Source organism: Streptomyces sp. NPDC057654 (assembly GCF_042800135.1).
Classification (GTDB): domain Bacteria; phylum Actinomycetota; class Actinomycetes; order Streptomycetales; family Streptomycetaceae; genus Streptomyces.
This window is the reverse complement of sequence record NZ_JBHVHQ010000064.1, coordinates 1-19,100: the sequence shown is the minus strand read 5'-3', so window position 1 is coordinate 19,100 and position 19,100 is coordinate 1. Positions and strand designations below refer to the sequence as shown.

General features: G+C 70.3%; 16 protein-coding genes, 1 tRNA gene, 1 pseudogene and 2 CRISPR repeat arrays. Of the genes and pseudogenes, 11 read left to right on the top strand and 7 right to left on the bottom strand.

Annotated features, from left to right (window positions below; genetic code table 11):
* Positions 1-844 (top strand): annotated as a pseudogene (locus ACFU99_RS08255) (CRISPR-associated helicase/endonuclease Cas3); the annotation flags it as partial.
* A gap of 48 nt (positions 845-892) precedes the next feature.
* Positions 893-1,776: direct repeats of the CRISPR family, unit length 29 nt; unit sequence CGGAACATCTCCGCGTGCGCGGAGCGGAC.
* Between the two features lie 19 nt (positions 1,777-1,795).
* On the opposite strand, the gene cas6e reads toward ACFU99_RS08255, so the two are convergent.
* The 6 genes from cas6e to ACFU99_RS08225 form a co-directional block, all read right to left on the bottom strand.
* Positions 1,796-2,542: a type I-E CRISPR-associated protein Cas6/Cse3/CasE gene (gene cas6e / locus ACFU99_RS08250; RefSeq protein WP_384387591.1), complete on the bottom strand. Its 747-nt coding sequence runs from the start codon at positions 2,540-2,542 to the stop codon at positions 1,796-1,798.
* A gap of 13 nt (positions 2,543-2,555) precedes the next feature.
* Entirely contained in the window at positions 2,556-3,362 is an 807-nt protein-coding gene (gene cas5e, locus ACFU99_RS08245) for a type I-E CRISPR-associated protein Cas5/CasD (protein WP_384387589.1), read from the bottom strand.
* Positions 3,359-4,555, bottom strand: a complete 1,197-nt coding sequence (gene cas7e / locus ACFU99_RS08240) for a type I-E CRISPR-associated protein Cas7/Cse4/CasC (protein WP_384387586.1) — start codon at positions 4,553-4,555, stop codon at positions 3,359-3,361. Before cas7e ends, cas5e begins: the two co-directional genes overlap by 4 nt.
* A 4-nt stretch (positions 4,556-4,559) precedes the next feature.
* Positions 4,560-5,180, bottom strand: coding sequence for a type I-E CRISPR-associated protein Cse2/CasB (gene casB, locus ACFU99_RS08235; RefSeq protein ID WP_384387583.1), 621 nt, complete (start codon positions 5,178-5,180; stop codon positions 4,560-4,562).
* Positions 5,177-6,901 carry a type I-E CRISPR-associated protein Cse1/CasA gene (gene casA / locus ACFU99_RS08230; protein WP_384387581.1) on the bottom strand — a complete coding sequence of 575 codons (1,725 nt, stop codon included), beginning with the start codon at positions 6,899-6,901 and terminating at the stop codon, positions 5,177-5,179. Before casA ends, casB begins: the two co-directional genes overlap by 4 nt.
* Before the next feature lie 198 nt (positions 6,902-7,099).
* Positions 7,100-7,291 (bottom strand): hypothetical protein, encoded by a 192-nt coding sequence (locus tag ACFU99_RS08225; RefSeq protein ID WP_384387578.1) that lies wholly within the window; start codon positions 7,289-7,291, stop codon positions 7,100-7,102.
* A 522-nt stretch (positions 7,292-7,813) separates the two neighbouring features.
* Positions 7,814-8,208: direct repeats of the CRISPR family, unit length 29 nt; unit sequence GTCCGCTCCGCGCATGCGGAGATGTTCCG.
* Positions 8,209-8,682: 474 nt separating this feature from the next.
* On the opposite strand from ACFU99_RS08225, the gene ACFU99_RS08220 reads away from it, so the two are divergent.
* The 3 genes from ACFU99_RS08220 (at position 8,683) to ACFU99_RS08210 (ending at position 11,120) form a co-directional block, all read left to right on the top strand.
* A complete protein-coding gene (locus ACFU99_RS08220; protein WP_384387575.1) occupies positions 8,683-9,120 on the top strand; it encodes a winged helix-turn-helix domain-containing protein in 438 nt (145 codons plus the stop codon).
* A 453-nt stretch (positions 9,121-9,573) separates the two neighbouring features.
* A complete protein-coding gene (locus tag ACFU99_RS08215) occupies positions 9,574-9,747 on the top strand; it encodes a helix-turn-helix transcriptional regulator (RefSeq protein WP_384387572.1) in 174 nt (57 codons plus the stop codon).
* A complete protein-coding gene (locus ACFU99_RS08210) occupies positions 9,744-11,120 on the top strand; it encodes a tyrosine-type recombinase/integrase (protein WP_384387569.1) in 1,377 nt (458 codons plus the stop codon). The genes ACFU99_RS08215 and ACFU99_RS08210 overlap by 4 nt, the downstream gene beginning before the upstream one ends.
* Positions 11,121-11,332: 212 nt before the next feature.
* Here the strand turns inward: ACFU99_RS08210 and ACFU99_RS08205 are convergent.
* Positions 11,333-11,404 (bottom strand) — tRNA-Arg (locus ACFU99_RS08205).
* A 198-nt stretch (positions 11,405-11,602) separates the two neighbouring features.
* Here ACFU99_RS08205 and ACFU99_RS08200 point away from each other — a divergent pair.
* From ACFU99_RS08200 to ACFU99_RS08170, 7 genes are all read left to right on the top strand, one after another.
* Entirely contained in the window at positions 11,603-12,124 is a 522-nt protein-coding gene (locus ACFU99_RS08200; protein WP_384387566.1) for a response regulator, read from the top strand.
* Positions 12,125-12,168: 44 nt separating this feature from the next.
* On the top strand, positions 12,169-12,981 hold the full coding sequence (nrtL, locus tag ACFU99_RS08195; RefSeq protein ID WP_384387563.1) for an ArgS-related anticodon-binding protein NrtL: 813 nt from the start codon (positions 12,169-12,171) through the stop codon (positions 12,979-12,981).
* Between the two features lie 52 nt (positions 12,982-13,033).
* Positions 13,034-14,425, top strand: a complete 1,392-nt coding sequence (gene lysA, locus ACFU99_RS08190; protein WP_384387560.1) for a diaminopimelate decarboxylase — start codon at positions 13,034-13,036, stop codon at positions 14,423-14,425.
* 145 nt (positions 14,426-14,570) lie between these two features.
* The gene (locus ACFU99_RS08185; RefSeq protein ID WP_384387557.1) at positions 14,571-15,863 is read left to right on the top strand and encodes a homoserine dehydrogenase; all 1,293 of its coding nucleotides are present in this window, start codon (positions 14,571-14,573) and stop codon (positions 15,861-15,863) included.
* 8 nt (positions 15,864-15,871) lie between these two features.
* On the top strand, positions 15,872-16,960 hold the full coding sequence (thrC, locus tag ACFU99_RS08180) for a threonine synthase (RefSeq protein ID WP_384387554.1): 1,089 nt from the start codon (positions 15,872-15,874) through the stop codon (positions 16,958-16,960).
* 407 nt (positions 16,961-17,367) lie between these two features.
* Positions 17,368-18,285, top strand: coding sequence for a homoserine kinase (gene thrB / locus ACFU99_RS08175; protein ID WP_384387551.1), 918 nt, complete (start codon positions 17,368-17,370; stop codon positions 18,283-18,285).
* 372 nt (positions 18,286-18,657) lie between these two features.
* Positions 18,658-19,100: Rho termination factor N-terminal domain-containing protein (locus ACFU99_RS08170; protein WP_384387548.1), on the top strand; the 443-nt coding region annotated here is incomplete at its 3' end.

Sequence of the window (19,100 nt, the reverse complement as noted above, 5' to 3'; positions counted from 1 at the left end):
GTCCCTGGACGTCTCCTTCGACGCGCTGGTCACCGACCTGTGCCCGATCGATCTGCTGTTCCAGCGGATCGGCCGGATGCACCGCCATGATGCCGTTCGACCGGAGGTGCTGCGGGAGGCCCGCGTGGTGGTGACCGGCTACCGCAGCCGCCCGGACGGGCCGCCGGCGGTGCCGGGCGGGTCGCGGGCGGTCTACGGGGAGCACCTGCTGTGGCGCACCGCGGCCGTCCTGCGCGGCCGGGAGGGCCTGGAGCTGCCGCCGGACATCCCCGAGCTCGTCGACCGCGTGTACGGCGACGCGGCGGTGGGCCCGGAATCCTGGCAGGAGGCCCTCGCGGCGGCCGCCGCGGAGACGGAGGAGGAGCGGCAGCAGATGCGGCTGAAGGCGCGCGCCGTCGCGCTGAAGGACCCGCACGCCGCGGAGAGCCTGGCCGACCTGCAGGAGGGCGCGCCGCTGAGCGGGGACGACGACGAGAACAGCCCGCGGGTGCAGGCCCTGGTGCGGCTGGGCCCGCCGTCGCTGGAAGTCATCCTGCTCCGGGCCGGCGCCACCGACGCCACGGCCCGTACCGTCTCGCAGGGAATCGAGGCTGTGGTGCCGCTGGACCGGTTGCCGGAGGCACCCCAGGTCGAGGTGGTGCTGGATCAGGCGATCCGGCTGCCGGGCTCCTCCAAAGCGCTGACGGAGGCGGCCCAGGATGCCGTGGTGACGCCCGAGGCGTGGAAGGGGTCGCCGTGGCTGGCCTCGGCCCGCGTCCTGCTGCTGCCCGCCGACGGCAGCCCACTGCGGCTGGCCGACGTCACCCTCACCTACGACCCCCGCGACGGCCTGACCGTCACCTGAAGGGCAGCCTCTCCGGGCTGACACCTGGCAAGGCGTATGTATTGATGGCAGACCATCTCCGCGTGTGCGGAGCAGACGACTTCGTACTGAGCCGCACGACGAAGGGCGGCGGAACATCTCCGCGTATGTGGAGCAGACCACCGGGTGCCCGCACACCGCGGGTTCATCGCCGGAGCATCTCCGCGTGCGCGGAGCGGACACGCTCAGGGAGTTGGCCGCCGGACCGGCGTACGGAACACCTCCGCGTGTGCGGAGCGGGCAGCGGTCTCCCGCTCCCCCTGGTCGTAGCCGAGGGAACATCTCCGCGTGCGCGGAGCGGACAAGCCACGTGATGTGCGTCGCCTGGCTAAAAGCGGAACATCTCCGCGTACGCGGAGCGGACGCGCCGCCCTTGTTGTTGCCGATTGCCACGCGCGGAACATCTCCGCGTGCGCGGAGCGGACAGCGCGGCGATCTGCCGGTCGAGGAGCTGGCCCGGAACATCTCCGCGTGCGCGGAGCGGACGACGTGGGCAGTGACCACGCGGGAGGTGCCGGCCGGAACACCTCCACGTGCGCGGAGCGGACTTGCCCTGCGGGTCGAAGTCGACCAAGCCGACCGGAACATCTCCGCGTGCGCGGAGCGGACATCGTCAACCGTCACCTCGTGCCCCAGCTCAGCGGAACATCTCCGCGTGCGCGGAGCGGACTCTCGGAAGACCACGGCCGAGGCGCTGGCGATCGGAACATCTCCGCGTGCGCGGAGCGGACGCCTCCACGGTGCCGCTCGGTTCGCCCCTGTACGGAACATCTCCGCGTGCGCGGAGCGGACTCCTCGACCTCGGGGTGGGTGAAGCGGATGATCGGAACATCTCCGCGTGCGCGGAGCGGACGCCAATGGCCACAGTGTGACCCTCTTGTCGATCGGAACATCTCCGCGTGCGCGGAGCGGACCCTTCGTGACCTGCGCCGTTCAGAGGGCATTGCCGTTTCTTTGCTGGGCGGGGTGGGGGGCGAGGGTGAGGAGTCCGCAGCCGTAGGCGCGGCCTTGGCCGATGCCGGTGGTGAGGAGGGTGCGGAGGGCTTGGGGGTCGGTGATGTGGAGGGTGCCTTCGTAGGTGGCGGTGGTGAGGGCGACGCGGATGGGCTGGTTGTGGTGGTCGTGTTTGGCGAAGGTGTTTTTGGCGCGGTGGCGGAGCTGGAGCTGGAGGGGGACTTCGCCGTCGGGGCCGATGTCGTGGGGGGTGCCGGCGGGGGGGATGGTGAAGCCGTGGTGGGGGGCTTTGTCGGTGAGCCAGCGCAGTTGGTGGCGTGCGGTGGTGTGGGGGATGCGGCGGCCGCGCTGGTTGGGTCCGGGGGAGGGCTGGCGGTGGGTGGGGGAGGCGGTCAGGCGGAAGGCGTAGCGCTGGCCGGTCTGGAGGCGGTCGAGGAGGGGGGTGTAGGGCTTGCTTTCCCATTGGGGGGTTTGGGCGGTGGGCCAGCCGGCGTCTTCGATGAGCTGGGTGAGGTCGGGGCGGGTGGGGGAGACGGTCCACAGGATGGGGCGGCGGGTGTCGTCGCCGTCCAGGCGCCACAGGATGCGGGGGGAGGGTTGGTCGGGGGGTGTGGGGGGCTGGTCGGGGAAGCAGCCCATGATCAGGGCGTGCAGGGCGCGGGGGTTGCCGATGAGTTTGATGGCGCCTTGGCGGCGGGGGTTGAGGTAGGCGCGGGTCAGGTACATGGCGGTGGTCCTGTCAGGCGAACAGTTCGAAGGGGTCGTGGGCGGCGGGTCCGGCCGGGTCGGGCCGGCTGTTGGGTGCTGGGGGGATGGGGAGGGTGATGTGGCTGTGGGTGACGGTGCGTTCGGTGTAGCGGGGGCGGAAGGGCGGGGCGGTGGGGTCGGGCTGGTCGGGGAGGGTGTCGGTGCCGGCGGGGTCGTCGGTGACGGTGGCGAGGCAGACGGTGGGGGTGCGGCGGGCGCGGTGGCGGGCGATTTCGTGTTCGGCGGCCTGCCAGGGGGTGTGGTGCAGGGCGTGGTGGAGGTCGGTCTGGTGGTCGACGCCGATGAGCAGGGGGCGGCTGGGCGGGCAGGAGCGGCGGCCGAGGAAGGGGGCGTAGCGGGGGTGGAGCAGGGCGTGGGCGAGGTGGGTGAGGAGGGTGGGGTCGCCGTCGAGGTAGCCGGTGTAGGCGGCGTCGGCCTGGTAGTGGCGGCGGGTGATTTTGGTGGAGTCCTTGGCGCGCAGGCGTCCGTCGTCGGCGGTGGGCAGGCGTTGGTGGGCGGGGTCGGTGGGGGCGTGGGAGGCGCCGCTGACGGTCTGGTAGTCGACGAGGAGTTCGCCGGGCTGGTCGATGCGTACGGCCAGGAGCAGGTGGGCCAGGTCGGTGGGGGTGACGGGGGTGGTGCGGGAGCCGCTGCCGTCGCGGGGGATGCCGCAGGCGGCGGCGAGGAGGCCGAGGATGCCGGATTTGGTGGGGTAGGGCAGGGTGCTGCGCCGGTAGTGGCGGCTGTTGGTGGCCCAGGACTGCAGCGGTCCGGCCAGCCGCACGATCAGGACGCTCACGCGGCCCGCGCCGCCTCGGCGAGGACGGCCGTCAGCTGTTGTTCGGCCTGGTCGAGGGCCTCCTTCCAGGTGTGGCGTTCGGGCAGCACGCTCTTACCGGTGGTGGGCTTGGTGAGGGTGGGCGGGTAGACGGCGGCGGTCCAGCGGGGGGTGTCGTCCCACTGGGTGTTCTGGTCGGCGATGTGCTGGAAGAGGGCCATGGCGGAGGCGGCGAGGTAGCCGCCGGTCTCGGCGGTGACGGGGCGTTCGAAGGCGCTGACGTGGCTGACCGGGCGGTCCTCGCGCAGGGTCAGGATGATGACGTCGGGCCGGGTGTGGTGGGCGAAGGTGTTGGCCTTGCCGGTGGGCATGCTGGTGGCGAAGGCGCGGACGAAGCCGAGGGCCGTCTTGAGGGTGTTGTTGTGCTGGCCGTCGAGGTTGGCGTGCAGGGTGCGCAGGTCGAGGGTGGCGTAGCGGTAGAGGGTGGCGGAGTTGAACTCCAGTGAGCCGATCATGCCGGCGCCCTTGTTGTCGTCCTGCGGCTGGTCGTCGACGGCGGTGAAGTAGTCGAATTCCGTGACGGTCTGGTGGGTGGAGAGGGCGTGGGCGACCTGGCAGCCGGCGTCGACGCCGGTGTCCGGGGAGTTGGCGACCATCCGCCCGAACAGGGCCACGGCCCCGGGGTGCCCGCTGACCGCCAGGCTCCGCAGGTCCAGCGGTTCCAGGGCCTTGGGCAGGGCTGTGTCGGTGGCGGCGGCGAGGGCGTCGGCCTGGGCGGCGAGGGCGTCGACCACGCGGTCGATCTGGGTGCTGCCCAGGAAGAGCAGGTATTCGGTGACCGGACGCCCCGTCCCCGTCTCCTCCCCTTCGTCCTGGGTTTTCTTGGCCTTGGTGTCCGGCTTCTTCGCGGCGACCTTGAACATCGCGGTGGCGGCGGCCATGCCCACCGCGTCCGCCCGGCCGGCCAGGGCCGGGACGCGCTGGGCGAGCCGGTCGGCGATCACCTGCGGCAGCTGCCGGGTGCGCAGGGCGTCCTCGCCGGCGAGGACCGGGTCGGCCTCGAAGGCGGTGCGGGCGGCGCGCTTCCATGCCTGGGAGGAGACCCGGGCCCGCTTGACCCCGCCGAACCGGGCGCTTTTCGGACTCCCGTCCTGGTCACGGTTGATGTTGGAGGGGGGCACGTTCTGCAGGATGTGGATGTCGAGGAAGGGCACGGCGCTACTCCTGGGGCGAGGCGGTCGAAGAATCGGCGGCAGAGGTCTTGGGCGGGGTGCGGCGGAACTCCATCCCCCAGCGGCGGCGCAGTCCGTTGCGGCGCGCGGGATGCTGCCAGGCGGCGAGGGCGTCGGCGAGCGCGACGTAGTCCAGCGCGATGCTGTAGGTGCGCAGCAGGGACACCAAAAACCTCAGGTGGCTGGTGAGTTCGTCGGTGGTGTCGGCGCTCAGGGCGGCGCGGAAACGCGTGGCGGCGCCGCCCTTGGAGGGCATGGCGGCCTGCAGCCGGCGCACGGCTTCGCCCAGCGTGACGCCGTACCGGTGGACGGGGGCGGTTGCGGACTGCCGGTGGCAGGCGTACAGGGCCAGGGTGTAGTGGGCGGCGGCGCACACTTCCTCCCGCCGCCACGGCGGCACATAGTCGGCCAGGGGCGTGTCCTCGTCGCCTTCGAGGACGTAGGAGAGGGGGCCGTGCATGTCGAGGACGTCCAGGGGCTCGGTGTTGCAGCCCCGGCGGCACGCGGCCGCAAGGCCCGGGTCGCGGTCGATCGCCTTCAGCTGCCGGGCGAGCCGGGCATGCCACGCCGGCGCCTGGTTGGCAGCGGTGGGGGGCGGGGCGCTCATGCGAGGGGCTCCAGTTCGGTCGGATCGTCGGGCACGTCGTCGGTTGCGGTGGCGAGGAGTTCGCGCAGGGCCTTGTGCAGGGCGCGGTGGAAGAAGATCTCGGCGAGGGCGGCGTCCATGGTCTGGCTCTCCTCGTCCTCGCCCGCCTCCTGGCCGTGGAAGGCGGCCGGAGGTACGGAGGAGAGCAGGGCGCCGGCGCGGGTGCGCAGGATGCCGCGGGCCTCGCGGGCCCACTGGTCGAGGACCTCCTCGGGGTCGCTCGCGCCGTCGGGGTCGAGGGAGGCGAGCCAGCGGCGGAAGGGGGCGTCCAGGGCGGCGTACGCTTCCTCGCGGGCCCGCTCCCGGTGGCCGGCCAGCAGGCCCTCCTCGCTGCGGCGGCAGCCTGCCGCCACCGCCAGGTTCTCCGCCAGATAGGCCACGGCGCGCACGCCGTTCTCGCTCGCCTCGACGGCCTCCAGCACGGTGTCGCGCCACACGGCGTCCTGCGCCGAGAGGAGGGCGACGGGCAGCGGCAGCACATCCGCGTACGCCTCGTCGATCACCGCGCTCTGGTTGCCGTACTCGAACCCGGCCGCCAGGATCCGCAGCGGCATCCCGCGCAGCGCCGCCCTCCGCTCCCGGCTGCCCAGCCGCACCAGCACGGCCGGCCCCCGCACCGCGGGCGCGTCCTTCTCCCCGGCGGCGGTGGTGAGTTCCGCGCGGGCCAGCAGCGGGCCGAGCCCGCGCCACAGCTGCCGCTCCACCCGGTGCCGCACCGGCCAGTACACCAGCGGATACTTCCGCTTGCGCTCCAGGTTGGTGCTGCGCTTCCACGCCGAATGCGGCTCGCTGAGCATCCAGTTCCGCAGATCCGGCCCCTGGGCCCAGGAGATCCGGTCCCCGGCGCACACCACCACCTGCCGCACCACCACACCCCCGGCACCATCGGGTTCGGGAATCAGGCGGATGCGGCGCGCGGGCCAGGTGAACAAGTCCAGCGGCCCCGCCGGCACCCGCTCCCTCCACTGGGGGGTCAGCGGCGGGCGCTCCCACACCGGCCGGTCCCCCTCCCCTTCCGCGGCCTCGGGGTCCGCGGGCGGCAGGGGCAGGAGGTTGCACATCAGGGTGTGCCACAGCGTCGGGCCCACCGGCATCACCACACCCAACTGGCCCAGCGAACCAACCGGGTTGACCAGCGTCTTACCCAACTTCGCCTGCTCGTCGCCCACCGCACCGGTCTTGATCGCCGCGGTGTCCCAGGCATGGGCGTGCAGCAGCCACCGGGCCGCCTGCGCCGGACTCAACGCATCCGGGACAGCGTCGCGTTGGGCGGAGAACAGGGGAACATTGTGGCCGCTGGCCACGTGCGGCACCAGCAAAGCGGCCGTCTTCGTCTTCCCATTCAGCGCCTGGAGCCCGCCGCACTGCAGGAACGGGGCCCGCGCATCGAACAACGCGAACCGCCCCCGCTGCTCCTCCAGATACGCCTCCACACGCTGCGCGTCGAACGCCCCCCGGTCCCACCAGACGCGCCACTGGCCGTCATCAGCCGGCCCGCGCAGCGCCCGGTGCACCACGGCCAGCAACACCCGCAGCACCGGCGGAACCTGCGACGGCGCATCCAGGGGCAGGGCACGCACCTCATGGGCGCGCACCAGCACCTCGCGCAGGGACAGCTCCGCCGTCCCGCCGTCCGTCAGGATCACTGGCAGCCATGGATCATCAGCCAGGTTGAAAGGCACGTACTCTCACCCGCTCCCGCACGGACCAGAACCCGGCACCCCGCTCCCGCGGAGCCAGGCACCGAGCAACAGCCTCCATGTCTACACGCCCCCACTGACAACGCGGAGCGAATCCCCCCTCAGCGCAGGTCAGCGCTGGTACACGAGCTGTTGAACGGCACGACGGCCGCCACCCGACGGGGACCGGACCGTGGCGCCTCAGTCGCCCAGCCACCAGTTCAGCCAGCCGGCTGTGACACACGCCAGGACGATGCCGATACCGACCCCCAGGTGACGCCCCGTCAGCACACCCGCGGCACCTGCAACGATCAGGATGACGAAGCCCCGAAGTCCCACAACCGCGCGCCCGCCACCGGGCGTTCCGCCCGACGGACCCGGATCCTCCTCCATGTCCCCTCCTCGGCAGCGATCACGTCTCCCACGCTCAAGTTGCGAGCTACCACATACCCGTGATCCTTGAGATGAGCGTAGCGGTGGGCGTAGCCCCAAGGTGCGGCCAGGGAAACTGAGTTCAGGTTGGCCGATGTCCGCCCTGCCCGCTGGCCGAAACCCCCTCCTTGGGGTTCCGGAGGGCCTCACGCGCTCCGTGCGGGCGGGAGGTACCGCGCCACCACAGGTGCCACGCTGGGCACGCGTCCGCTTGCGCGCGCGGAGGTAGTCTGCGAGAGCCCCATGACGTGGGCAGCGCGTTCGGGCCCGCTCCGCGCACGCGGAGATGATCCGGATCAGTGGTACGCGGTGGCAGGGGACAGCGGCATCCGCTCCGCGCACGCGGAGATGTTCCGGCGCGCCGCCGATCGGGGTCGGTGATGGCGGCGTCCGCGCCTACGGCTGCCGATTCCTCACCCTCGCCCCTCACGCTACCGAGCAAAGGGAAGGAAAAGCCCTCTGAACGGTGCAGGTCACGTAGGGGTCCGCTCCGCGCATGCGGAGATGTTCCGTCGTTGTTCAGCGCGAGCCGCTTGAGGCCGCGGTCCGCTCCGCGCATGCGGAGATGTTCCGTGCACCGCGCACCTAGTAGGCATGAAGTGCCCGTCCGCTCCGCGCATGCGGAGATGTTCCGGTCCTGGAGGGTATGAAGGGCCTTTGGAAGGTGTCCGCTCCGCGCATGCGGAGATGTTCCGTCGGCGGCCCACGGTCCCCAGGACACCGCGACGTCCGCTCCGCGCATGCGGAGATGTTCCGCAGTCCGGACGCCAGTACTGGACGCTCGCCGAGTCCGCTCCGCACATGCGGAGATGTTCCGGTGTTCGGCACCCCGTACCGCGACGGCTCCGGGCCCGCTCCGCACACGCGGAGATGTTCCGACCGCTGAGATAGCGATGGTCGTGATGGAGATACCTGCTCGGTCGGGCACAGAGAAGTTCTGTGAGCAACCAGCGTAAGAATTCCTAAGCTGCGTCCGCCTGACGCTGCGCTGACGCACGGCGATTTCCTTTGTGGTACTTATGCGCGTAGGCGCATCACGCAGCCAAGCCGTCATTTCTGGTCTGTGTCGAGGATGCGGGAAATTCGCAGAGGATCGACGATGCCGGCGAGCTGACGATGTTGGTTCCACTAAGCGGTTGCGCAGCTAAAGGATGAGCTAAGCGAGGTCGGCATTCAGGGGCATGACGGCCGCCTACCTCGCGTGCCGGGAGTAGATTCGCTCACGGCAGAGAGGCAATAGCCTCGAAGGACTGGAACCTGCTGCGGAGTCCATGCCAACGTATAACGTCCCCGAAAAACCTGGCCGTCGAAGGGCACGAGGCGCGGCTTTAATTTGAGCGCCGGCCGACTGGGTGCCACCAAAGCCGAGATGGCCCTTCGACGCTGAAGGCTTCCACGAAGCCCTGACCCGAGGAGTACTCCTGTCCAAAGCCACCGTGCGTTCCCTGCGGTTCACCGCCCCGGTTCTCTTCATCCTCGGCGTCCTGGAAACCTCGACCGCGTCACGACGCTGGGATCATGGCGTCCTCGTCACTTCTTTGTGCCTCTGCGTCTGCGCAGCCGGCCTCTTTGTGGAGGACCAGGTACAGCGCGACTATCACCGTGATCGCACGGTCCTCGCGCACGTCGCTGCCCACCCTGGCGCCTCCACTCGGCAGGTTGCTCGCGCCATCGGTGTCGGCGAGCGAGCGGTGGTCCGTAGCCTTCGCCGTCTCACTGACGAAGGCTTCCTTGTTCTGGAATCGGACGGCGCGACATCAGCTCTCCGGTCGTACCGACTGGCTTCGTAAGCCCTCAACCCTGCGCTGGGCAGAGGATTCCGCGCGACAGCACCCCTATATAACCGATGATCCCCGGTTAGCCAAACCGGGGATCATCCACACCATGGATGTAGTCCGCACCGGCTGCTTGGCGGTGGACCAGAGCGGACAGCGTCTTTCTGGCGCGCAGCTGCACTCGGTGCCTCCTGGCGACAAGGCCGAACCCGAAGCTAAGAGAGAGGCGCCCGCCCGATACCCCTGCCGTTCCATTGCGGACCGTGTCTGCTTCCGCCCCTGCCATAAGGAAACTCTCATGCGCCCCTCCTGGGTCCGCCCTGCTCTAAAACAGCGCACTGTGCTATCCGCCTCTTTTGCTTGGAGGTGCTCCAGTAGGGGCACGGCGAGATCATCGGGACGCTGCGACAGACGGGTATTCGACATTGAGGTCGGCGAATGAGAGGCACTAAGGCAGAAGATGAGCTGATGACGGTTCCCGAAGTGCTGAGGGAGCTGAAGGGAGTTTCACGTCGCACCTTCTACCGATGGCGTGAATTGGGAACCGGTCCGGCGGTGCTTAAACTCCCCAATGGTGAGCTGCGCGTCTGGCGAAGTGCCTTTATGGAATGGCTGCATACGAGAGAGGGAGCTTCGATTTGAGAACCACCGACGTTCGTATATGGGACGTCAGGGCAAAGTCACGCCGGGGGAAGGATACCTTCGAGGTTCGCTGGGTCGTGGCGGGGCGCGAGGTATCACGGTCGCGTCGCACCAAGGGCCTTGCTGACAAGCTGAGGTCGCGGCTCCTCATGGCCCAAGAGGCCGGGGAGCAGTTCGACACGGAGACGGGTTTTCCACCCTCGATGGCGGAGAAGCCGCCGGCGTTGACGTGGTACGCATTCGCGCAGGAGTACCTGCGCATGAAGTGGCCCCATGCATCGCCCAATTACCGTGATGAGATCAACGAGGCCCTGACCGGTGTCACCAAGGCGCTCATGCCGAAGTGTCCGGGGCGCCCGGCAGATATGGCCATGCAGCGGGCTTTGCGGGACTGGGCGTTCCTGCTTCCGGGGCCGGACGAGCGTGACATTCCGCCGGAGGCCCGAGCGGTGCTCGACTGGATCGCAGGCAACTCGCCGCCGCTCGCTGACCTGGCCGATCCGGTGGTGATGCGAGGTGTGCTGGATGCGCTCAAGCTGAAACTCGACGGTTCGGCAGCCGCGGGCGAGACAGTGAAGCGTAAACGCAAGGGATTGGTCAATGCCCTCAGTTACGCCATCGAGCGTGGTGAGTTCACCGAGAATCCTGTCAAGGCCGTTTCGTGGCAGAAGCCGTCGCGGATCGTCGCAGTCGACCCGCGGGTCGTAGCCAACCCGAAGCAGGCCAGCAATCTGCTTGACGCTGTCTCCTACGTTGGCGGCTACCGCCGTGCCAGGGGGAGACGGCTGGTGGGGATGTACGCCGGCATGTACTACGCGGGGATGCGTCCGGCCGAGGCGGTTGCTGTCGCCCTCCCGGATTGCCATCTCCCCGAGGAAGGCTGGGGGCTGGCCAACCTTCACAGGTCTCGCCCAACCGCCGGCAAGAAGTGGACTAAGACCGGCGAGGTTCACGATGACCGCGGGCTGAAGAACCGCGAACCCGAAGAGGTGCGGCCAATCCCCCTGCCGCCGCCGCTCGTAGCGATCTGGCGGTACGGCATCGATACCTTCGGCACTGCCGATGACGGAAGGCTCTTTTTCAACGAGCGGGGTGGCCTCGTCGGCTCCTCTACCTACTCACGCGTGTGGGCCGAAGCCCGAGAGTTCGGTCTGCCGCCCGAACTGGTCAAGAGCCCCTTGGCGGACCGCCCGTATGATCTGCGCCACTCGGCGCTGTCCACGTGGCTCAATGCTGGGGCCGACCCCACGGAGGTCGCCGAACGTGCAGGCAACACTGTTGAGGTGCTGCTGGCCCGATACGCCAAGTGTCTCCATGGACGCCACGTCGTAGCCAACAAGCGCATCGAAGATCTGCTGCTTGAATACGCGTGATAATGATCACTCTGAACGCCCCGAGGTGAACACCTCGGGGCGTTCGCTATGTAATGACTTGGGCGACTGGCGGGCTAAATGTCCGATCCCGCGTATGTCCCGCGGTGCGTGTCCTAAGGGTGCTCTCGGTGGCATCTCGCTGCATATAGCGGCAGGCCCTCCGATCTGGCCTAGTGCCTGATCAGAGGGCCTTTTGGGCACCTGAACTGCGGTGCCCCCGGCAGGATTCGAACCTGCGCACACGGCTCCGGAGGCCGTTGCTCTATCCCCTGAGCTACGGGGGCGTGTCGCCCGTTTGCCTGGCGACGGGTAGAACACTACCAGCTTCCGGAGGGTGCCCAGGAACGGGTATTTGCGGGGGTCGGGGCGGTCCGTGGGGTGGGTGGGGGAGTGGGGGGATGAGGAGGGGAGCGGGTGGGGGTATGGGGGTGTATCGGGTGAATGGGCCTACGTTCCCGATCGGGCGTGATGCGCTCCCTCGCATGGCGGAAGTGGGGAAAACCCGGACGCAGCAGGAGGTGCGCGCCTACTCTCTAGTTGTGCCGGGCGCGACCGGCCGGGTCCTTGTCGTCGATGACAACAAGGTGATCCGGCAGCTGATCAGGGTCAACCTCGAACTCGAAGGGTTCGAGGTCGTGACCGCGGCCGATGGTGCCGAATGTCTGGAGATCATCCATCGCGTACGGCCCGACGTCGTCACGCTCGATGTCGTCATGCCCCGGCTCGACGGGCTGCGTACCGCCGCCCGGCTGCGGGCCGATCCCCGTACCAGCCGGCTGCCGATCGCGATCATCAGCGCCTGCACCCAGCCCGAAGTGGAGAGCGGGCGTGCGGTCGGGGTCGACGCGTTCTTGGCCAAGCCGTTCGAGCCCGCCGAGATGGTGCGGCTGGTGCGGCGGCTCATGGGGAGGGGCGGGGACGACGACGGTGAGGACGCCGGGCTGCCGGACTCGGCCGCGCCCGGTGGCGCGGACCCGGAGTCCGTGGGGCGTCCCGCAGGGTGAAACCTGTTCGCGGGGGCACCCCTGTTCTCCCATACGCTTGTCCTGTGACCCCAGCTGAGCTCTCGCGCACCCTGGTGCGCGTCGTGCGCCGTGCCGTCGACGCCGGTGAGCTCGCCGCGCCCGTGCCCGAGCGGGTCACCGTGCGTACCCCGCCCCGCCCCGGCCGCGGAGACTTCGCCACCAACATCGCCCTCCGGCTCGCCAAGGACGCCGGCCGCCCCGCCCATGACGTCGCCGAAGTGCTGCGGCGGCTGCTCGTTCGCGAGCCGGGTATTCGAAGCGTGGATATCGCCAATCCCGGGTTTTTGAACATCACCCTCGATGGCGCCGCCCACGCCGCGCTTCTGCGAGAGCTCCGCGCCATCCCCCCTTCCTCCCCGGCCCTGCCGCTCTCGCCCCCCGCCCACCTCGTCCGCCGGCTCGGGCCCGACGCCGCCCGCTGGAGCCTCCTCACCAGCCCCGGCTTCGACCGCGACCAGCTGCTCGTACAGCGGGAGACCAACCCCCTCTTCCGCGTCCGGTACGCCCACTCCCGTACCCAGGCCCTCCTCCGTAACGCCCGTGACCTCGGGTTCTCTCCCGGGGAGGGGGAGCTGGACGGCAGCACTGAGCTGCTTGGACTGCTCGGTGATCGGGAGCGGGTCGTCGCACGCGCCGATCCCTCCCGCCTCGCTCGCTATCTCACCCACCTCGCCGACGCCTTCCTCCGCTGGCACCACCAGTGCCCCGTCCTCCCTCGCGGCGACGAGAAACCCTCGGCCGTCCACCGCGCCCGGCTGGCCCTCGTCGAGGCCACCGGCGCCGTGCTGGCAGACGGCCTCCGCCAGCTCGGCATCACCGCACCCGCGCATCTCTGACCCGCGCATCTCTCCGAACTCCGCACCTCTCTGAGGGGAAGCTCCCGAAACCATGAGCCGTTCCGCCCACCCCGCCGGGCCCCGCCACGCCGACGTGCTCCCCGAAGGGCACTACACCGCTCCCGCCGCCGACCTCAACGCCCTCGATCCGCGGGTCTGGGCCCGTACCGTCGCGCGCGGCGCCGACGGCGTCGTCAGCGTCGGCGGGATCAGCGTCAAGGACCTCGCCGAGGAGTTCGGCAGCCCCGCCTACATCCTCGACGAGGACGACTTCCGCGCCCGCTGCCGCGCCTGGCGGCAGGCGTTCGGCGCCGACGCCGACGTCTTCTACGCCGGCAAGGCGTTCCTCTCCCGCGCCGTCGTGCGCTGGCTCGCCGAGGAGGGGCTGAATCTCGACGTCTGCTCCGGCGGCGAGCTCGCCACCGCCCTCGGCGCCGGTATGCCCGCCGAGCGCATCGCCCTGCACGGCAACAACAAGTCCACGGAGGAGATCACCCGGGCTGTCGAGGCCGGCGTCGGGCGGATCGTGCTCGACTCCTTCCAGGAGATCGTGCGCGTCGCGCACATCGCCGAGCGGCTCGGCAAGCGGCAGCGCGTACAGGTCCGGGTGACGGTCGGCGTCGAGGCGCACACCCACGAGTTCATCGCCACCGCGCACGAGGACCAGAAGTTCGGCATCGCGCTCGCCGGCGGACAGGCCGCCGAGGCCGTGCGCCGGGTGCTCAAGCTGGACGGGCTGGAGCTCATCGGCATCCACTCGCACATCGGTTCGCAGATCTTCGACATGGCCGGTTTCGAGGTCTCCGCCCGCCGCGTCGTGCAGCTGCTCGCCGAGGTGCGCGACGAGCACGGCGTCGAGCTGCCCGAGATCGACCTCGGCGGCGGCCTCGGCATCGCCTACACCTCCGAGGACGACCCCCGCGAGCCGCACGAGATCGCCAAGGCGCTCGGCGACATCGTCGGCCGCGAGTGCGAGGCCGCCGGGCTCGCCGTGCCGCGGCTTTCCGTCGAACCCGGCCGTGCCATTGTCGGCCCCACCGCTTTTACGCTGTATGAGGTCGGTACGGTCAAGGAGCTGGCCGGGCTGCGCACCTATGTCTCCGTCGACGGCGGCATGTCCGACAACATTCGTACGGCCCTTTACGACGCCGACTACACCGTCGCCCTGGTCTCCCGCTCCTCCGACGCCGAGCCCATGCTCTCCCGCGTCGTCGGCAAGCACTGTGAATCCGGCGACATCATCGTGCGCGACGCCTTCCTCCCCGCCGATCTCGCCCCCGGCGACCTCCTCGCCGTCCCCGCCACGGGCGCGTACTGCCGCTCCATGGCCAGCAACTACAACCACGCCCTGCGCCCGCCCGTCGTCGCGGTGAAGAATGGCGAGGCGCGCGTCATCGTCCGGCGGGAAACGGAAGAAGATCTTCTGCGGCTTGATGTCGGTTAGCGGCGGTTGACGGTCGGCGGAAGCCGTAGCCGGACGGCGTTCGGCCCGCGGGAATAACGATCTCGGATACTGGACGGGGGACGGAAACCCCCGTCCGGTGAGTGAGACTGGTGTACCACCGAAGATGTATGAGAGACGAGGTCGGATGATGCGTACGCGTCCGCTGAAAGTGGCGCTGCTGGGCTGTGGTGTTGTCGGCTCAGAGGTGGCGCGCATCATGACGACGCACGCGGACGACCTCACGGCGCGCATCGGCGCCCCGGTCGAGCTCGCCGGGATCGCGGTCCGCCGCCCCGGCCGGGTGCGCGACGGCGTGCCCGCCGAGCTGATCACCACCGATGCCACCGCGCTCGTCAAACGCGGCGACATCGACGTGGTCGTCGAGGTCATCGGCGGCATCGAGCCCGCCCGGACCCTGATCACCACCGCCTTCGAGCACGGCGCGAGCGTCGTCTCCGCCAACAAGGCGCTGCTCGCCGAGGACGGCGCCGCGCTGCACGCCGCCGCCGAGAAGCAGAACGCCGACCTCTATTACGAGGCCGCCGTCGCCGGCGCGATCCCGCTCGTACGGCCGCTGCGCGAGTCGCTCGCGGGCGACAATGTCAACCGGGTGCTGGGCATCGTCAACGGCACGACCAACTTCATCCTCGACCGGATGGACTCCAGCGGAGCCGGCTACTCCGAGGCGCTCGACGAGGCCACCGCCCTCGGGTACGCGGAGGCCGACCCGACCGCCGACGTCGAGGGGTTCGACGCCGCCGCCAAGGCCGCGATCCTGGCCGGAATCGCCTTCCACACGCGCGTACGCCTCGACGACGTGCACCGTGAGGGCCTCACCGAGGTCACCTCCGCCGACATCGCGTCCGCGAAGCGGATGGGCTGCACGGTCAAGCTCCTCGCCATCTGCGAGCGGGCCGCCGACGGCAAGTCGGTCACCGCCCGCGTGCACCCGGCGATGATCCCGCTGAGCCACCCGCTGGCCTCCGTGCGCGAGGCGTACAACGCCGTCTTCGTCGAGGCCGAGGCGGCCGGGCAGCTGATGTTCTACGGGCCCGGCGCCGGTGGCTCGCCGACCGCCTCCGCTGTCCTCGGCGACCTTGTCGTGGCCTGCCGCAACCGGCTGGCGGAGACCACCGGACCGGGGGAGTCCGCCTACTCGCGGCTGCCCGTGAGTCCGATGGGCGACGTGGTCACGCGGTACCACATCAGCCTCGACGTCGCCGACAAGCCGGGCGTGCTCGCCCAGGTCGCCACGGTCTTCGCCGAGCACGACGTGTCGATCGACACGGTCCGCCAGCAGGGCAAGGACGGCGAGGCGTCGCTGGTCGTCGTCACCCACCGGGCGGCCGACGCCGCCCTGTCGGCGACGGTCGAGGCGCTGCGCAGGCTCGACACCGTGCGGGGTGTCGCGAGCATCATGCGGGTCGAAGGGGAGTAACGGAAGCAATGTCTGCAATCACCAGTCCGCGGCTGTCGGGCACCCACCAGTGGCGCGGCATCATCGAGGAGTACCGGGACCGGCTGCCGGTCCACGCGAACACCCCGGTGGTCTCGCTCCGCGAGGGCGGCACGCCGCTCGTACCCGCCCAGGTGCTCTCCGAGCGCACCGGCTGCGAGGTGCACCTCAAGGTCGAGGGCGCGAACCCCACCGGGTCCTTCAAGGACCGCGGCATGACCATGGCCATCACGCAGGCGAAGGAGGAGGGCGCGAAGGCCGTCATCTGCGCCTCCACCGGCAACACCTCCGCCTCGGCCGCCGCCTACGCCGTACGGGCCGGAATGGTCTGCGCCGTGCTCGTGCCGCAGGGCAAGATCGCGCTCGGCAAGATGGGCCAGGCGCTGGTGCACGGCGCGCGCATCCTCCAGGTCGACGGCAACTTCGACGACTGCCTCACGCTGGCCCGCGGCCTCTCCGAGAACTACCCGGTGGCGCTGGTCAACTCGGTGAACCCGGCCCGTATCGAGGGGCAGAAGACCGCGGCGTTCGAGATCGTCGACGCGCTCGGCGACGCGCCCGACATCCACGTCCTGCCCGTCGGCAACGCCGGCAACATCACCGCGTACTGGCGCGGGTACCGCGAATACGCCGCCGACGCGGTCGCCTCGCGCACGCCCCGGATGTGGGGATTCCAGGCTTCCGGTTCCGCGCCGATCGTGCGCGGCGAGGTCGTCAAGGACCCGCACACCATCGCCACCGCCATTCGCATCGGCAATCCGGCCTCCTGGAACTTCGCCGAGCAGGCGCGCGACGAGTCGGGCGGCCTCATCGACGCGGTGACCGACCGACAGATCCTCTCCGCCTACCGGCTGTTGGCCTCGCAGGAGGGCGTGTTCGTCGAGCCCGCCTCCGCGGCGAGCGTCGCGGGGCTGCTGAGCGCAGCCGAGCAGGGCAAGGTCGACCCCGGCCAGCGCATCGTCTGCACGGTGACGGGGAACGGGCTCAAGGACCCCGACTGGGCGGTGGCCGGCGCGCCGCAGCCCGTGACGGTCCCGGTGGACGCGGACGCGGCGGCGCAGCGGCTCGGCCTCGCCTGACCGGCTCCGGGCCCGACGCCGGGGCCCGGCCCCGGCGCGTACGGCTCGGATTTCTACGGTCGCGGCTCGTACGGTTCGCGTAGCGCGGGCTCGTACAACCGGCGGGGACTGCCTCGTGTATCGCTGATTACGGGGCACAACCTGCCGTAACGTCAGCAATGGAGCACAGGACGGCGTGCGACACGCATCGTGCGCCTCCTGTGCGCCCTATGTCGCCGCAGAACCTTCCTTCGATAGGCTGTACTCAATCCGCCCCGCCGCAGACTCCTGCCGACGCCGTGCGTCATGGTGGTCGTGGCCCCTTGAGGGCGCTCGTACCTTCTCCGCCCCACATTGCCACTGAGTCACACCAGTCACACCCGACCCCCCAGTCACCGGACTGTCATACCAAGGAGAGTCATCGAGCGATGGCCGGTCCCGCCTTCCGCGCCGCCGCCGTCCGAGTGCGCGTCCCCGCGACCAGCGCCAATCTCGGTCCCGGCTTCGACGCCCTCGGCCTGTCCCTCGGGCTCTACGACGACGTCGTGGTCAGGGTGGCCGACTCCGGGCTGCACATCGACATCGCCGGCGAGGGCGCGGACACGCTGCCGCGCGACGAGGCCCATCTGCTCGTACGGGCCCTGCGCACCGCCTTCGACCTGCTCGGCGGGCAGCCGCGCGGCCTGGAAGTGGTCTGCGCCAACCGCATCCCGCACGGCCGCGGACTCGGCTCCTCCTCCGCCGCGATCTGCGCCGGAATCGTCGCCGCCAGGGCCGTGACCATAGGCGGGGCCGAGCGGCTGGACGACGCGGCGCTGCTGGAGCTGGCCACCGAGATCGAGGGCCACCCGGACAACGTCGCCGCCTGCCTGCTCGGCGGCTTCACACTGGCCTGGACGGAGTCCGGAGCCGCGCGGGCGGTCCGGATGCAGCCGTCGGATTCCATCGTTCCGGTGGTCTTCGTGCCCGCCAAGGCGGTGCTCACCGAGACCGCGCGCGGGCTGCTGCCGCGCACCGTCCCGCATGTGGACGCGGCGGCCAACGCGGGCCGCGCGGCGCTCCTGGTCGAGGCGCTGACCAGGCGCCCCGAGCTGCTGCTGGCCGCCACCGAGGACCGGCTCCACCAGGAGTACCGCGCCCCGGCGATGCCGGACAGCGTGGCCCTGGTCAACCGACTGCGCGCGGACGGCGTCCCCGCGGTCATCTCCGGCGCGGGCCCGACGGTGCTCGCGCTGACCGAGGACGGTGCGGCCGACAAGGTCGCACGGCTGGCGGGCGAGGGGTGGGCGGCCAACCGGCTGGCTCTCGACGCCCAAGGGGCGAGCGTTCTGCCGCTCGGCACCTGACGACACACGGTTGTGGGTCTTTGAGAGGGGGAATATTTGTTGGACCCGGTAGTGTTAACCTCAAGTCTGCACTCGACGCCATACCGGCGCGGTGCTCTGTGTCCCGATCAGGGACCGCATTTCTTCCGGGAGCCTCCCCAACTGCCTGAGCAGCCTGCCTGAGCAGTTTCGAGCACGCTCCGGAATCGGCGTGAGCGACATGGGTGATGCGTCACTTCTGATCTCCTTCACGCCGGAACCATGAATTGATCTTTCCGCCGTACCGGCGGACCACCGCCCCGGCCCGGTCCGCAAGCCAAGGACCGCAGCCGGACAGCACAACCGGTCGCCGAGCCAGACAGGCCGACGCCCGCTCCAGGGAAGGACCCCTTCGTGAGCGACACCACCGATCTGATGGGCGTGACCGCCGACGGCTCCGTCGGCAATGCCTCCGCGCCCGCCACGGACGCTCCCGCCGCGCCTGCCACCGGTGCTGCCCCTGCCAGTGCCTCCCGGCGGCGCCGTTCGGGCACGGGCCTCGACGCCATGGTCCTGGCGGAGCTCCAGCAGCTCGCCTCCAGCCTCGGCATCAAGGGCACCGCGCGGATGCGCAAAGGCCAGTTGATCGAGGTCATCAAGGAGAAGCAGGGCCAAGGCTCCGGCTCCGAGAAGCCCGCCGAGGCCCCGGCCGCCGAGACCAAGCCGAAGCGCCGTACGACCTCCAAGGCCCGTACGGGCGACAGCGAGGCCGCCGCCGAGACCGGCAAGGCCGCCCCCAAGGCCGACAAGGCCGAGAAGGCGACCAAGAACGCGTCCTCCGCCGAGAAGGCCGCGGG